General features: G+C 72.7%; 12 protein-coding genes. 8 read left to right on the forward strand and 4 right to left on the reverse strand.

Translation table 11 applies throughout. From position 1 onward, the window contains the following. The first annotated feature begins 1 nt into the window (after nt 1). The 6 genes from pabB to cpt all read left to right on the forward strand — a co-directional run bounded on the left by pabB (nt 2) and on the right by cpt (nt 10,741). On the forward strand, nt 2-2,107 hold the full coding sequence (gene pabB / locus P3T37_RS15815; RefSeq protein WP_280724279.1) for an aminodeoxychorismate synthase component I: 2,106 nt from the start codon (nt 2-4) through the stop codon (nt 2,105-2,107). 63 nt (nt 2,108-2,170) lie between these two features. After that, nucleotides 2,171-7,261, forward strand: coding sequence for a type I polyketide synthase (locus tag P3T37_RS15820; RefSeq protein ID WP_280724280.1), 5,091 nt, complete (start codon nt 2,171-2,173; stop codon nt 7,259-7,261). Between the two features lie 58 nt (nt 7,262-7,319). Beyond that, nucleotides 7,320-8,318, forward strand: a complete 999-nt coding sequence (locus tag P3T37_RS15825; protein ID WP_280724281.1) for an ATP-binding cassette domain-containing protein — start codon at nt 7,320-7,322, stop codon at nt 8,316-8,318. After that, on the forward strand, nt 8,315-9,139 hold the full coding sequence (locus P3T37_RS15830; RefSeq protein WP_280724282.1) for an ABC transporter permease: 825 nt from the start codon (nt 8,315-8,317) through the stop codon (nt 9,137-9,139). The genes P3T37_RS15825 and P3T37_RS15830 overlap by 4 nt, the downstream gene beginning before the upstream one ends. Nucleotides 9,140-9,214: 75 nt before the next feature. After that, on the forward strand, nt 9,215-10,009 hold the full coding sequence (locus tag P3T37_RS15835; protein ID WP_280724283.1) for an inositol monophosphatase family protein: 795 nt from the start codon (nt 9,215-9,217) through the stop codon (nt 10,007-10,009). Between the two features lie 129 nt (nt 10,010-10,138). Beyond that, nucleotides 10,139-10,741, forward strand: a complete 603-nt coding sequence (gene cpt, locus P3T37_RS15840; protein ID WP_280724284.1) for a chloramphenicol phosphotransferase CPT — start codon at nt 10,139-10,141, stop codon at nt 10,739-10,741. 43 nt (nt 10,742-10,784) lie between these two features. Here the strand turns inward: cpt and P3T37_RS15845 are convergent, their stop codons facing one another. Together P3T37_RS15845 and P3T37_RS15850 are read right to left on the reverse strand one after the other, a co-directional pair. Next, complete coding sequence (locus tag P3T37_RS15845; protein ID WP_280724285.1) at nt 10,785-11,402, reverse strand: NUDIX domain-containing protein; 618 nt, start codon at nt 11,400-11,402, stop codon at nt 10,785-10,787. Between the two features lie 107 nt (nt 11,403-11,509). Next, on the reverse strand, nt 11,510-11,929 hold the full coding sequence (locus P3T37_RS15850) for a hypothetical protein (protein ID WP_280724286.1): 420 nt from the start codon (nt 11,927-11,929) through the stop codon (nt 11,510-11,512). A 354-nt stretch (nt 11,930-12,283) separates the two neighbouring features. On the opposite strand from P3T37_RS15850, the gene P3T37_RS15855 reads away from it, so the two are divergent. Beyond that, the gene (locus P3T37_RS15855) at nt 12,284-12,805 is read left to right on the forward strand and encodes a tetratricopeptide repeat protein (RefSeq protein WP_280724287.1); all 522 of its coding nucleotides are present in this window, start codon (nt 12,284-12,286) and stop codon (nt 12,803-12,805) included. 13 nt (nt 12,806-12,818) lie between these two features. On the opposite strand, the gene P3T37_RS15860 is transcribed toward P3T37_RS15855, so the two are convergent. Next, nucleotides 12,819-13,307: a GNAT family N-acetyltransferase gene (locus P3T37_RS15860; RefSeq protein WP_280724288.1), complete on the reverse strand. Its 489-nt coding sequence runs from the start codon at nt 13,305-13,307 to the stop codon at nt 12,819-12,821. 52 nt (nt 13,308-13,359) lie between these two features. Continuing rightward, the gene (locus P3T37_RS15865) at nt 13,360-13,920 is read right to left on the reverse strand and encodes a TetR/AcrR family transcriptional regulator (RefSeq protein WP_280724289.1); all 561 of its coding nucleotides are present in this window, start codon (nt 13,918-13,920) and stop codon (nt 13,360-13,362) included. Between the two features lie 85 nt (nt 13,921-14,005). On the opposite strand from P3T37_RS15865, the gene P3T37_RS15870 reads away from it, so the two are divergent. Continuing rightward, nucleotides 14,006-14,854 carry a patatin-like phospholipase family protein gene (locus tag P3T37_RS15870; protein WP_280724290.1) on the forward strand — a complete coding sequence of 283 codons (849 nt, stop codon included), beginning with the start codon at nt 14,006-14,008 and terminating at the stop codon, nt 14,852-14,854. Nucleotides 14,855-14,876 lie beyond the last annotated feature (22 nt).

The raw sequence follows: 14,876 nt of genomic DNA on the forward strand, positions 1-14,876 counted from the left end.
GATGCGCACACTGCTGATCGACAACTACGACTCGTTCACCTACAACCTCTTCCACTACCTCGCCGAGGTCAACGGGCGGGAGCCGGAGGTGATCCGCAACGACGATCCGAGCTGGCGCCCGGAGCTGCTGGACGCCTTCGACAACGTCGTGCTCTCCCCCGGCCCCGGCACCCCGCACCGCCCCGCGGACTTCGGCTACTGCGCGGAGACAGCCAGGGAGGGCCGACTGCCGGTGCTGGGCGTCTGCCTGGGCCACCAGGGCATCGCGCTCGCCCACGGCGCCACCGTCGGGCGCGCACCCGAGCCCCGGCACGGGCGCGCCTCGATGGTGCGCCACGTCGGCACCGGGCTCTTCCACGGGCTGCCCGATCCGCTGGAGGTGGTCCGCTACCACTCGCTCGCCGTCACCGACCTGCCGTCGGTCCTGGAGCCGATCGCCTGGGCCTCGGACGGCGTGGTGATGGCCCTGCGCCACCGCGAACTGCCGCTCTGGGGCGTGCAGTTCCACCCCGAGTCGATCGGCACCGAGGGCGGCCACCGGCTGCTGGCCAACTTCCGCGACCTGACGGAACGCCACCGGTGGCAGCGTCGCAGCGGGACGGCGCCGGCGGTTGCGCCCGTGACCGCGCCGCCGGTGCGGGAGCGCGGGCGGCGGCTGCGGGTGCTGGCCGAGCAGCTGCCCACCCGCTGGGACCCGGAGGTGGTCTTCGACCGGCTGTTCCGGGCCGGCGACCACCCGTTCTGGCTGGACAGCAGCCGCGCGGACGGCAAGCTGGGCCGCCTGTCGATCATGGGCAACGCCTCGGGCCCGCTCGCCCGGGTCGCCACCGCCGACGTCTTCGCCGGCACCGTGACCGTCACCTCGGCGGACTCGACCCGGGTGGTCCGCGACGCGTTCCTGGACTGGCTGGACCGCGACCTGTGCGAGGCCCGGGTCGAGGCGCCCGAGCTGCCCTTCGACTTCGCGCTCGGCTGGGTCGGGGCGCTGGGCTACGAACTGAAGGCCGAGTGCGACGGCGACCGGGCACACCGCTCACCCGATCCGGACGCCGTCATGGTCTTCGCCGACCGCGCGATCGTCCTCGACCACCTGACCGGCACCACGCACCTGCTGGCCCTGGCCGAGGAGGACCGCGAGGACCCGGCGCGCGGCTGGCTGCGCGAGGCGGCGGCGGCGCTCGGCGGGCTCGTGGACCGGGCGCCCGAACCGTGCGAGGCCCCCGGCGCCGGTGGCGCGGAGCTGCGGCTGCGGCACCACCGGGAGGCGTACCTCAAGCTCATCGACGTCTGTCAGGAGGAGATCCGGGCCGGCGAGACCTACGAGGTCTGCCTCACCAACATGATCGAGGTCGAGGCCGACCTCGACCCCTGGCAGGCCTACCGCTTCCTGCGCCGGGCCAGCCCCGCGCCGTTCGCCGCCTTCCTGGACTTCGGCGAGCTGTCCGTGCTGAGCACCTCGCCCGAGCGGTTCCTGCGGATCGACCGGGACGGCGCGATGGAGTCCAAGCCGATCAAGGGGACCCGCCCGCGCGGCGCCACCCCGGACGAGGACGCGCTGCTGGTCGCCGATCTGACCACCAGTGAGAAGGACCGCGCCGAGAACCTGATGATCGTGGACCTGGTCCGCAACGACCTCGGGCGGTGTGCGGAGGTCGGCACGGTCACCGCCGGCCCGGTCTTCCAGGTGGAGACCTACGCCACCGTCCACCAGCTGGTGAGCACGGTGCGCGCCAGGCTGCGCCCGGGCACCAGCGCGGTGGCGGGCGTGCGCTCGGCCTTCCCCGGCGGCTCGATGACCGGGGCGCCGAAGATCAGGACCATGCAGATCATCGACCGCCTGGAGGCCGGCCCGCGGGGCATCTACTCCGGCGCCATCGGCTACTTCTCGCTGACCGGGGCAGCCGATCTGAGCATCGTGATCCGCACGCTGGTGCTCAGCGGCGGGCGGCTTCGGTACGGGGTCGGCGGCGCGATCATCGCGCTGTCGGAGCCGCGGGAGGAGTTCGAGGAGACGGTGGTGAAGGCCACCCCGCTGCTCACGCTGCTGGACGCCGAGATCCCCGGGCAGCGGGTCGCCTCCAGCACGGGCGGGACCGCGCACTTCTAGGGCTTTCCCGGCGGGCATCGGCCGAGCATGGAGCGGAAGCCGCCCAGTGATCTCCGGGGAGTAATGGTGTCCGTCCGCAGCGATGACCAGGTGACCGATTTGGACGCTGGGCTCGAGGGGCTCACGCTGCCGGGGGTCTTCGCGGCCGCCGTGAGCGCGGCGCCGGACGCCGTCGCCCTCGTCGACGGCGAGCGATCGCGGACCTGGCGCCAGTGGCAGGCGGAGGTCGACGCGCTGGCCCGCGGGTTGCAGGAACTCGGGGTCGGCGTCGGCGAGGTGGTCGCGGTCCAGCTGCCGAACTGCTGGGAGTTCCAGAGCCTGCACCTGGCCGTCGCGGCCGTCGGCGCCGTCCTGTTGCCCGTTCACCAGGGCCACGGCAGCGCCGACGTGCGTGCGCTGCTCGAGCGGGTGAGCCCGGTGCTGGTGGTGCTGCCGAGCGACTCGCCGCACGCGGCGGACCAGGGGCGCGCGCTGTGCGAGGCGCTGCCCTCGGTGCTGGCCGTGCTGGTCGCGGGCGAGGGCGGCGGTGTCGACCGGCTGCTGGCGCGGTGGCTGGGCAGCGCGCCGCACCCGGTCGACGTCCGGCCGCAGATGCCGTTCGTGCTGATCCCGTCCTCCGGGACCACCTCGGCACGGCCGAAGATCTGCCTGCACAGCCACGACGGCCTGCTCTCGAACACCTCGGCCGTCACGGCGCAGGCCGCCGACGCCTTCGCCGAGGCGGTCCTCACGGCCTGCCCGCTGACCCACCTGTTCGGCCTCCAGTCGCTGCACTCCGCGCTCTTCCGCTCCTGCCGCCAGGTGCTGCTGCGCAGCTGGGACCCCGACCGCTTCCTCGACCTGGCCCGGGTCGCCAACCCCAGCGCGGTCTTCGCCGTGCCCGCCCAACTGCACGACATCGTGGGGAGGTTGGCCGAAACGCGGCAGCCCGCCGGGTTCCGTCCGGTGGAGGTGCGGACCGCCGGCGCGGCGATCCCCGGCGCGCTGGTCGCGCAGGTCCGCGAGGCGCTGGACACCAGCCTGGTGGTGGTCTGGGGGATGTCCGAACTCGGCACCGGCACCTGCACGGTGGCCGCGGACCCCGCCGACGTGGCCGCCCGCAGCGTCGGACGGCCGACCCGCGGCGCGCGGGTCAGGATCGTCGGTGAGGACGGCGCGCCCTGCCCGGCGGGCGGCTCGGGCGAGTTGCAGTACCGCAGCCCTGGCATGTTCCTCGGCTACTACGGCGAACCGGAGTTGACCCGGTCGGCGCTGACGGCGGACGGCTGGCTGCGCACCGGCGATCTGGCGAGCCTGGACGAGGACGGCCGGGTGCGCTTCGACGGGCGCTCGGCCGAGCTGATCAACGTCGGCGGACGGAAGTTCAACGCCACCGAGATCCAGCGCCTGCTGGCCGACCTGCCCGGCATCGGCCCGCTGGCCGTGGTCGGCCTGCGCGACCAGCGGCTCGGGGAGCTGCCCTGCCTGGTCGTCACCGGCCGGGCGAGCGCGGAGATCGGCCTCACCCGGGTGACGTCCTTCCTGCGCGAGCGCGGGGTGGCCGACTACAAGATCCCGCTGGAGCTGGTGACGGTCGGCGAGCTGCCGCGCACGCCCGCGGGCAAGCTGCACCGGCGGGCGCTGGAGGCGCTGCTCGCGAGCGGCGCCGTCCGGGCGGGCGCCCCCGCTGCGCCCGGCCGGTGGGCGGGGAGCTTCGGCGAGGCGCTCGACCTGGTCCGGGACTGCGTCGCGGCCGTGCTGGGTCCGTCCGCGGCAGCCGCGGTGTCTGCGGCGTCTGCACCGATCAGGCCCGGGGCCACCTTTCGCAGCCATGGCCTGGACTCCATCCTGAGCATCCGGCTGCGCAATCTGCTGGTCGAGGCGACCGGGCTGGCGCTGCCGGTCAGCCTGGCCTTCGACGCGCCCACGCCGGCCGCGGTCGCCCGACTGCTGACCGGGCAGACGGACCTCGAGGACGTGGGTGTCCAGGGCGCGGCGGACGAGCCGGTGGCCATCATCGGAATGGCCTGCCGGCTGCCCGGCGGGGTGAGCTCCCCGGACGAGCTGTGGACGCTGCTCGCCGACGGGACCGACGCGATCTCCGGTTTCCCGACAGACCGCGGCTGGGACCTGGAGCAGCTGTTCCACGACGACCCCGAGCACCTGGGCACCTCGTACGCCCGGGAGGGCGGCTTCCTGCACGACGCGGCCCACTTCGACGCCGCCTTCTTCGGGCTCTCCCGGCGCGAGGCGCTGGCGACCGATCCGCAGCAGCGGCTGCTCCTGGAGACGGCCTGGGAGGCGCTGGAGCAGGCCGGGATCGTCCCGGACACCCTGCACGGCAGCCGCACCGGCGTCTTCACCGGCGCGATGTACCACGACTACGCCGCGGACGCGCTGTCCGCGGCGGACGAGTTGGAGGGGCTGATGACGATCGGCACGGCCGGCAGCGCGCTGGCCGGGCGGATCTCCTACACCTTCGGGCTCGTGGGCCCCGCGCTGACCGTGGACACCGCCTGCTCCTCCTCGCTCGTCGCCCTCCACCTGGCCTGCCAGTCGCTGCGCTCGGGCGAGTCCTCGCTCGCGCTGGCGGGCGGCGTCGCGGTGATGGCCACACCGACCTCGTTCGTGGAGTTCTCCCGGCTGCGCGGGCTCGCCCGCGACGGCCGGTGCAAGTCCTTCGCGGACGCCGCCGACGGCGCCGGCTGGTCGGAGGGCGTCGGCCTGCTGGTGCTCGAGCGGCTGAGCGACGCGCGACGCAACGGGCACGAGGTGCTGGCGGTGGTGCGCGGGTCGGCCGTCAACCAGGACGGCGCGTCCAACGGTCTCACCGCGCCCAACGGCCCGGCCCAGCGACGCGTGATCCGGCAGGCGTTGGCGAGCGCGGGTCTGTCGGCGGCCGACGTGGACGCGGTGGAGGCGCACGGGACGGGGACGAGGCTGGGCGACCCGATCGAGGCGCAGGCGCTGCTGGCGACCTACGGGCAGGAAAGGCAACACCCTTTGTGGCTGGGCTCGGTGAAGTCCAACATCGGGCACACCCAGGCGGCGGCCGGTGTGGCGGGGGTGATCAAGACGGTGCTGGCGATGCGGCACGGTGTGCTGCCGCGCACGCTGCACGTGGACGAGCCGTCCTCTCGGGTGGACTGGTCCGCCGGGTCGGTGGAGCTGCTGACGCAGGCCCGCCCGTGGCCCCGGGAGGAGGGGCGGACCCGGCGGGCGGGGGTGTCCTCGTTCGGGATCAGCGGGACCAACGCCCACGTGATCCTGGAGGAGGCTTCCGCTGAGGTGGTGGAGACGGTGGAGGCGGACGGCGTCGTCCCGCTGGTGCTGTCCGCACGCAGCGGGCCCGCGCTGCGCGCGCAGGCCCGTCGGGTCGCCGCGCGGCTGGCGGCGCGGCCCGGGCTGTCCGTCCGCGACGTCGGCCTCTCGCTGGCCACCACCCGCGCGGTGCACGACCACGGCAGCGTCGTCATCGGCCGGGACCGGGAGGAGTTGGTGGCCGCACTGGCGGCGCTCGGCGCGGACGAGGGCGCGGCGGGGAGCGTCCAGGAGCGCACCGGCAGCGGGGCGTTGGCGTTCGTCTTCACCGGGCAGGGCAGCCAGCGGCTCGGCATGGGACGTGAACTCGCCCACGCGTTCCCGGTGTTCGCGGAGGCACTGGACGAAGTCCGGGCAGCGCTGGACCCGTTGCTGGACCGGACGCTCGACTCGGTGATGTGGGCCGACCCCGACGCAGCCGATGGCGGGCTGCTGGACCGTACCGGGTACGCGCAGCCCGCGCTGTTCGCCTTCGAGGTCGCGCTGTTCCGGCTCTTCGAGTCCTGGGGTGTGCTGCCCGACCTGCTGGCGGGCCACTCGGTCGGCGAGATCGCCGCCGCGCACGTGGCCGGGGTGCTCTCGCTGCCGGACGCCTGCGCACTGGTGGCCGCGCGGGGCCGGCTGATGCAGGCAATGCCGGCGGGCGGCGCGATGCTGGCGGTGCAGGCGTCGGAGGAGGAAGTCCTCCCGCTGCTGAGTGAGTTCGTCTCGCTCGCGGCGGTCAACGGCCCGCGCTCGGTCGTCCTCTCGGGCGCGGCGCAGCCGCTCGCGGACCTGGCCGAGCAGCTCGCCGCCGCCGGGCACCGGACCAAGCGGCTCGCGGTCAGCCACGCCTTCCACTCGCCACTGATGACCCCGATGCTGGCCGAATTCCGGGACGTGGTCAGCACCTTGGCCTTCGGTGCGCCGACGGCCGTCCCGCTGGTCTCCGGCCTCACCGGCCGCCGCCTGAGCGAGCAGGAGGCGCGCGACCCCGACTACTGGGTGCGGCAGGTGCGCGAGCCCGTCCGCCTCCTGGACGCCGTGCAGCATTTGCGGAGCGAACGGGTCGACACCTTCCTGGAGTTGGGCCCGGCCGCCGCGCTCACGCCGATGATCGACGAGTGCCTGGCCGACTCCGGTGCGGCCGTGATCCCCACCGCTGAGGGGGAGGGCGAGGAGCCGGCGGCCGTGCTCACGGCGGTCGGACGGCTGCACCTGCGCGGGGTGCCCGTCGCGTGGGGGGCGGTCCTGCCCGGGGCGCGGCCGGTCGCACTGCCCACCTACCCGTTCCAGCGCGAGGCGTACTGGCTCGCCGCCGGACTCCGCACGGCCGGGGTGGATGCCTCTCTCGAACAGCCCTCCCTGGTAGGCCGGTTGGCTACTCTGGGCGAGGACGAGCAGGAGGCCGTCCTGCTGCGCCTGGTCCTGACGCAGACCGAGGCCGCCCTCGGCGGGCGCCCGCTGAGCGACGCCGACGCCGTCCAGCCGTTCTCGGGCCTGGGCGTCAACTCGGTGAACGCCATCGAGCTGCGCAACCGGATCATCGCGGCCACCGGCCTGCGGCTGCCCGCCACGCTGGTGTTCGACCACCCGACTCCCGCCGCCGTCGTCCGGCTCGTCCGGACCGTTTGGGCCGAACTCGCCGACCGTGGGGCGCAGTCGGCGCCGCGGCCGCGGTCCGCCGATGAGCTGCTGGACGCGCTGGAACGGCTGCTCGCGGCGGGCGAGGGCGTCGAGGCGGACACCGCCGCCCGGCTCAGGAGCCTCGCGCGGCAGTGGGCACCGGCCCCGGCCGTCGCCGACGGCGGCGTCGACCTCGACGGCGCCACGGACGAGGACCTCTTCCGCCTGATGGACGGCGCCAACGGCTGATGTCCGCCACTGAGTTGGACAGGCCCTCTCTCTGCCTCTGGACTGTAGGAGATCACCCATGACCAGGCTCACCGCACCTCCCCCGTCGGAGGTCATGATCGAGGCCCACGAGGTGAGCAAGGTGTACGGCACCGTGCGCGCGCTGGACTCCGTGAGCATCTCGGCGCGCCGAGGGACCGTGCTGGCCCTGCTCGGCCACAACGGCGCGGGCAAGACCACCCTGGTCGGCATCCTCACCGCCGCCCTGCCGCCCACCTCGGGACGGGCCGCCGTCGCCGGGTTCGACGTCGCCAGCCGGCCCCGGGAGATCCGTCAACGCATAGGCCTCACCGGCCAGTTCGCCTCGGTCGACGGCCAGCTGAGTGGACGGGAGAACCTCGTCCTGCTGGCCCGGCTGCTCGGCGCCGGCCGCAAGGCCGCCCGAGCCCGGGCCGACGAGCTGCTGGAGCTGTTCGCGCTCGGCGAGGTCGCGACCCGCCGGGCCCAGACCTACTCCGGCGGCCTGCGCAGGCGCCTCGACCTCGCCGCGAGCCTGGTCGGCCACCCGGAGGTGATCTTCCTGGACGAGCCGACCACCGGCCTCGACCCGTCCAGCCGGATCAACCTCTGGGAGATCGTGGAGGGCCTGGTGGCCGAGGGCACCACCGTCCTGCTCACCACCCAGTACCTGGACGAGGCCGACCGGTTGGCGGACTCGATCACCGTACTGTCCTCCGGAGCCGTGATCGCCAGCGGCACCGCGGCGGAGCTCAAGGCCAGTGTCGGCCAGCGCACCGTGACCGTCACCCTCGACGGCGCCGACGATCCGGCCCTCGCCGTGGCTGCTCTGCGCGAGGCCGCCATGGAGCCGGTGACGGGCCGCCAGGACGGCGCGATCGTCATCCCGATCGCGGCCTCGCGGGACATCGCGGCCGTGGTCAGGGCCCTGGACAACGTCGGGATCGAGGCCGCCGAGCTGTCCTTCGGCGAACCGAGCCTCGACGACGTCTACCTCACCCTGGCCGAGCAGCCCGCCCGGCTCGCCTCCCCGTCCCTCGCCCTGGGAGCAACCGTATGAGCGCCACCACCACGACCACCTCAACCCCCAGCATCCCGCAGTGGGACGGCAGTTCGATGTTCCACCAGATCCGGGTACTCACCGGGCGCTCGCTGCGCGCGCTGGTGACCGACCCGGGCGTGGTGCTGTTCGGGCTGCTGCAACCGGTGATCGTGCTCTTCATGCTGACCCAGGTCTTCAGCAAGATGGGTCCGCCGCCGCACTTCCCCGCCGGCATCAGCTACCTGGACTTCGTCCTGCCGGCCGTCCTGATCGACAACGCCGTGCAGTCCGCCGTGCAGTCCGGGGTCGGCCTGGTCGAGGACCTGAAGAACGGGATCGTCGCCCGACTGCGCTCGCTGCCGATCGTCCCCAGCTCGCTGCTGATCGCCCGGAGCATCGCGAACCTGGTGCGCAGCGCCGTCCAGGCGGTCATCATCCTGGTGCTGGCCGTCACCGTGCTCGGCTACTCGCCGCACGGCGGCCTGGCGCAGGTGGCGGCCTCGGTCGGGCTGACACTGTTCATCAGCTGGTCGCTCGGCTGGGCGTTCATCGCGGCGGGCGCCTGGCTGCGGCGGGCCGAGCCGATGCAGAACCTCGCGATCATCGCGGTGCTCCCGATGATGTTCGCCTCCAGCGCCTACATCCCGATCGCCGACCTGCCCGCCTGGCTGGGCGCGGTGGCCCGGGTCAACCCGCTGACGTACGCGATCAACGCCACCCGCGCCCTGGCCCTCGGCATCCCCGGCGCCGGTGACGTGCTGCCGGCGCTGCTGTTCGGCGGCATCATCGCCGCGGCAGGCGCAACCCTCGCCGTCTACGGCTTCCGCCGCCCGATGTAGCGCCGGATGAGGACCTGAACGGCGGGCACCCCGCTCCCCGCAACCGGGTGCCCGCCGGCCGGTACGCTGCACGACATGATCAACTCACCTGCTGGCCTTGACGATACCGGGGTCGCGACAGCGGCGGCGCGCGCGGGCGCGGAGGTGGTGCGCAGCATGTACGGCCGGCGACTCCCCCGCATCGACAAGGGCGCTGGGGACTTCGCCACCGCCGCCGACATCGAGGCCGAGCAGGCGATCCTCGGCGTCATCCGCTCCGCACGACCCCAGGACGCGGTGCTCGGCGAGGAGGGTGGGCAGCAGGGCGGCACCGAGACTGCGCGCCAGTGGCTGGTCGACCCCCTGTGCGGCACGCTGAACTACGCCGTCGGCAACCACCTGGTGGCCGTCAACGTGGCGCTGCGCGACGGGCCCGCGGCGGTGGCCGACCCGTTCAGCGGCGAGGTCTTCTTCACGGACGGCGAGACCGCCAGGGTGCGGCGGCCCGGCGGCACCGAGGCGCTGCTGGCTCCCACGTCCGCCACTCGGCTGGTGGACGTCAACCTGGACCCGCCGTTCCCGAGCGCACCCGCCTTCCGCGCCGTCAACCTGCTGGCCCACCCCGGATTCGCTGAGCACTTCCGCCCGCGCGTCGTCTCCACCACGCTGGCCCTGGCCTGGGTCGCCGCCGACCGGCGCGCCGCCTACGTCACCGACGGCGGCGACCTCTCCGCAAGCGTCCACTTCGCCGCAGGTATCGCCCTCTGCCGCGCCGCCGGCTGCACCGTCACCGACATCGAAGGCGCCCCACTCGGACCGTCCAGCCGCGGACTCCTGGCGGCCGCCGACGCCAAGACCCACGCGCTGCTGCTGTCGCTGATCCGCAGCTGAGCAAGTTGCATCCAGTAACTCGTCGGGCCCCTGCCCGCTCCCGCTTCGCGTCCGACAGATCGCCGCGTTCATCGAAATCCGTGTCGATCGTTGCTCCGGGGCCCGTACTGTGGCGCGGTGATGACTCGGATGATCGTTCTCAACGGTGGCTCCAGCTCGGGGAAGTCGGGGATCGCCCGGTGCCTGCAAGCGGTCCTGCCGGATCCGTGGCTGGCCTTCGGGGTCGACGGGCTGATCCAGGCGATGCCCGCGTCCATGCGGGCGTCTGATGCGGGGATCGAGTTCGGTCCGGATGGCGGGGTGCTCGTCGGGGCGGAGTTCCGGGCGCTGGAAGCGGCGTGGATCGAGGGGATCGCCGCGATGGCACGTGCGGGCGCCCGGGTCATCGTCGACGAGGTCTTCCTCGGTGGAGCGGCGTCCCAGCAGCGGTGGCAGAAGGCTCTGGGCGGGCTGCAGGTGCTGTGGGTCGGTGTCAGGTGCGAGAGCGCGGTTGCGGCCGGCCGCGAGGTCGCACGAGGCGATCGGGTCACCGGGATGGCCGCGTCACAGGCGGATGCGGTCCACGAAAGCGTGTTCTACGACGTGGAGGTGGACACGACGCATGCCGAGGCGATGGAGTGCGCGCGGGTCATCGCCGCTCTGTCGGGTGACGGACGGCGCGGTTGTCCGCTAGTTCCGGTACCGACGCATGCTCCTCCTCGATCGGGCCCGCGGGGGCCGTCCTCAGGTTAGTTGGGCCAGCCCCACGGAGGCCCGATCAACACTCCTCCACGAGCTACCTGCGATGCCTTGTTCTCCGGGCATGCTGCAGCTTGCGGGTGAAGCGGTGCATATGGGGATCGAGCAGCTCGTCCGGCTGTTCAAGTACCTGCTCGGCTGACAGCCACCGGATGGCGTCGAACTCGTCCTGGTCGTAGGAGGTGATGGACTCCGCGCCGGCATCGAGGAGGTACCAGAGCGAGACGTCGGTGTGTGCGCCCTGTCCCCGGGTTCGGGTGACGGTGAGGAAGAGGGGATGCTCGCCGGTGATCGGCGATGCCACGGCCTCGATGCCCAGCTCCTCATGGCATTCGCGGACCACGGCGGCCCACGGATCCTCACCGGGCTCGACGTGTCCGCCGGCCGGGAGCCACAGGCCCGCCTTGCGGTGCGCGACAAGCAGCAGCTGCCCGCGCGAGCCGTCGAGGACCACGAAGTAGCTCACCAAGTGCATCGCCGGAACATCCGGTTTGCGCACCCGGTAGAGCGGAGCTCCCCCGGCGATCCATTGCGCAGCGGTCCTGAGATGGGTGCGTTCCAGGTCGTCCCACGGCTCGATGGCGCCGACCAACTCCAGGAGAAGGGCGCGCGGCTGATCGTCAGGAGCGGTGAGCAGGCTGTCCGGTGAGGTCATCCATGAATCCTGGCAGGAGGCACCGACACATGACGTCGAGACCGGCCGAGGCAGTCGCGAAGCAGCGGCGGGCCCGTCGGCGGTGTGGGGGTGCAGCAGCGCAGGGGTTACCGCTGCGCTGGCGATCCCTCCGTCAGGACGGGGCGCCCGTAGGCCAGCATGACCGCCAGCACCAGTACACCCGTCAGCACGATGAGCAGCCCGAAGGACGCCCAGCCGGACAGCGCGACGGCCAGGGCGGCCAGCACTGCGTTGAAGACCGCGCAGACGAGCAGCAGGATCCGCACGGCCGGCCGCACCTCCGTGCGCCCGGCCGAGAGCGCCACCAGCACGGCGCAGACCAGCAGGAAGACGGCCAGAGCCCCCTGACCGATCCAGGAGCCCATGGCCATCCTGGAGCTGGAGAGCCCGCCGATCGACATGTGCTGCCGGCTGGCCGCGACACCCATGATCAGCCCGACGAGTCCGAGCACCAGCGACTCGACCAGCAGCACCACCGCCGCCGCTGTGAGCACCACTCTGCGCATACCCTCCGCCTCCCACCTCCGTGAGCGCGGGACCGCTGCTCGGCCACGCCGCAGCCAGAGGTTACTGACGAGTTGTCTTACTCCTCAAGAGGTGGACAGCACCACTTGCCTCCAGGTGCCCGACCGGCGGCGGTCACCCCAGCGTGAAACCAACGGGTCTACGTGCCCGTTCGGGGCGGTGATGTCAGCGCGGCCGGCGTCGCGGTGCCGGCGCTGACCGCACCTGCGTGGCCGTTCGGCATTCGCTTGCCACCACGTGTTCTGACATTGACCAAGAGCTCGCGCGGAATGGTCCGGCTGGTGGGCACAGGCGCTGCTTTGCCGATCGGGTACGGTGTGCCACCGTAGGGCGGCATGAGCGATGATCACGAGAGGGCCGCGGCGCTGACGCGAGCGGTGCAGTTGCGGGAACAGGGACAGGCTGGGCAGGCGCGGGAACAGTTGATGGAGCTGACCGAGCAGTATCCCGAGGATGTCGAGATCGCCTACCAGACCGCCTGGGCACACGATGTTCTCGGCCTGGAGCGCGAAGCCGTCCCGTTCTACGAGCGGGCCCTGGGCGGTGCGGGCCTGTCTCCGAAGGATCGTCACGGGGCCTTTCTGGGGCTGGGGAGCACTCACCGGGTCCTGGGTTCCTACAGGGCAGCCGTGCAGACTCTGCGCTGCGGACTGGAGGAGTTCCCGGACGATCCGGCGCTGCGGACTTTCCTGGCCATGGCGCTGTACAACGACGGTGAGGGCCGCGAGGCGATGCGGCTGCTGTTGAAGACGCTGACCGCCACCAGCAGTGACCGCCGCGTGCAGGACTACCGGCGGGCGATCGAGCACTACGCCGACGACCTGGACGGCGTGCAGCAGACGCATGAGGAGCCGTAGCCGCCCAACCCTTTTACCGAGCCGCCAGTGAGCGGTGATGGCGCAGGCCAGGGCGGCCGTTGATGCTGATGTCGCCCACGACGGCGAACCCGTTACGGGTGAGCACGGCCGCCGAGGCCAGGTTGTCGAGCGTGGTTCTCGCGGTGAGGGCGTCGAGCCCGTAGGCCGCGGCGGCCAAGCGGCACACTTCCCCGACAGCGGCTGTGGCCACGCCCCGGCCGACGGCGCGCTCGGCGATCCGGTAGCCGAGTTCGGCGACCCCGTCCTGCACGTTCATGAGATTCACCCGGCCGATCAGGTCTCCCCGGTCGTCCACGACGACGTGGAAGTGGTCGGAGCCGGTGTCCTGGTCGGCGAGCAGGGCACGGTAGCGGGCGGCGAACTCGGCGAAGAACGCGTCCCCGCGATCCGGGATGGAGCGTGCGAAGTACGCGCGGTTGTCCCGCTCGAACTCCAGCAGGGCAGCCTCATGGTCGGCTCGCAGCCGCTCCAATGTCACCATGGGCGCCAGCATACGAGGCTACGACCCGCGCCCTACTGCTTCCTAATGCTTCCTACTGCTTCAGGAGCTCAGCGAAGCGGTCCAGCGCACGATCGGTGCGGTGGCGGTCGCCGGTTGCTGTGAGATCGAACAGCAGACCCCGGACAACGGCCATGACCAACGTGGGCGTGACGGTGTCGTCCGGACCGCTGGAGACGTCGCGGAAGGTGGCGCCGAGCGTGTCGAACCAGTCAGTGATCGCCTGGCCCTGGTCGGGGTAGTTCTCGGGGTGGACCAGGCCGTCGGCGTGCACCTCGAAGAACAGCCGGACGAACGGCGCACGTTCGTCCGCGCTCATCCACGCCCAGATGCCACGCAGCCGCTCCTGCACCGAGCCCGTCGTTGGCGGAAGGTGCTCGGCCACGCGCACCGCGCCCCGGCGACGGGCCTCGGCGAGGACCGCCGCGACCAACTCCTGCTTGCTGCCGAAGTCGTAGAGCAGCATCCGAGGGCTGGTGTCGAGGGCTGCGGCCAGTGGTCGCAGGCTCAGGCCGGCCAAGCCGTGCGCCAGCACGTAGTCGGTCGCCCGCGCCAGCGTGCGCTCGCGACGGGCGGGATCTGCTGGTCGCCCCACGGTGGATCTCCCCTCGGCGAATCGGAGTTGAAACAGTATCGGCGAGTATATGGTACGACTGTTTCAACAACGAGGGGAGACCACCATGCACACCTTCGACCGAGCACTCGTCCTGGGCCCCGGAAGTCACGTCGGCACCGCCTGGATGGCCGGACTGGCCTCCGGGCTGCGCCGCGACGGCGTGGACCTGGGCGCGGCCGACCTGATCGTCGGCACATCGGCCGGCGCGATCGTCGGAGCGCTACTCGCCACCGGGCAGGACCCGGGGCGGCTCGCTTCTTCGGCCCGCCCAGCCGCTCACCGGGTCAAGGCCGACCCCGGGCGAAGGGGCGCAGTGTTCGCCGTACTCGGCGACCGCAGCCTGGAACCCGGCGAGGCCAGGCGTCGCGTCGGCCGCCTGGCGCTCGACGGCGCCGACCCCCAGGCCGAGGAGGCACTGATCGCGGGGCGCGCTGCCCTGATCGGTGCGGACGCGTGGCCGGAGCGACGACTGCTGATCACCGCCGTGGACGCGACCACCGGTGAGCCCGTGGTGTGGGACCGCGACAGCGGCGTGCCGCTGGTGCACGCGGTGGCGGCGAGCAGCGCCTTCCCCGGAGCCGCGCCGCCGGTCGCCGTCGACGGCCGGCGGTACATGGACGGTGCGTTGCGCGCGGGCCCCAACGCCGACCTCGCGGCCGGCGCCCGCACGCTGGTCGTGGTCGAGCCGATGGCCCACCTGGTCCCCCGCGAGCCACTCAACCAGCAGCTGGCGGCCGTAGCGGCAGACACCGTGGTGACCATCGGACCCGACCCGGCCTCCGTGCACGCTTTCGGCTCGGACGCGGGCGACCTGGCAGCTTGGGAACCGGCCTACCGAGCGGGTCTCCGCCAGGCCGGCGACGTCGGCGCACAGCTCCGCTCCGCGTGGAGGGCAGCAGCCGACGCGGGCTGACCGTGCTGCTGAGCGGATCGGG

The organism is Kitasatospora sp. MAA4 (assembly GCF_029893355.1).
In the GTDB taxonomy this organism is placed as follows: Bacteria; Actinomycetota; Actinomycetes; order Streptomycetales; family Streptomycetaceae; genus Kitasatospora.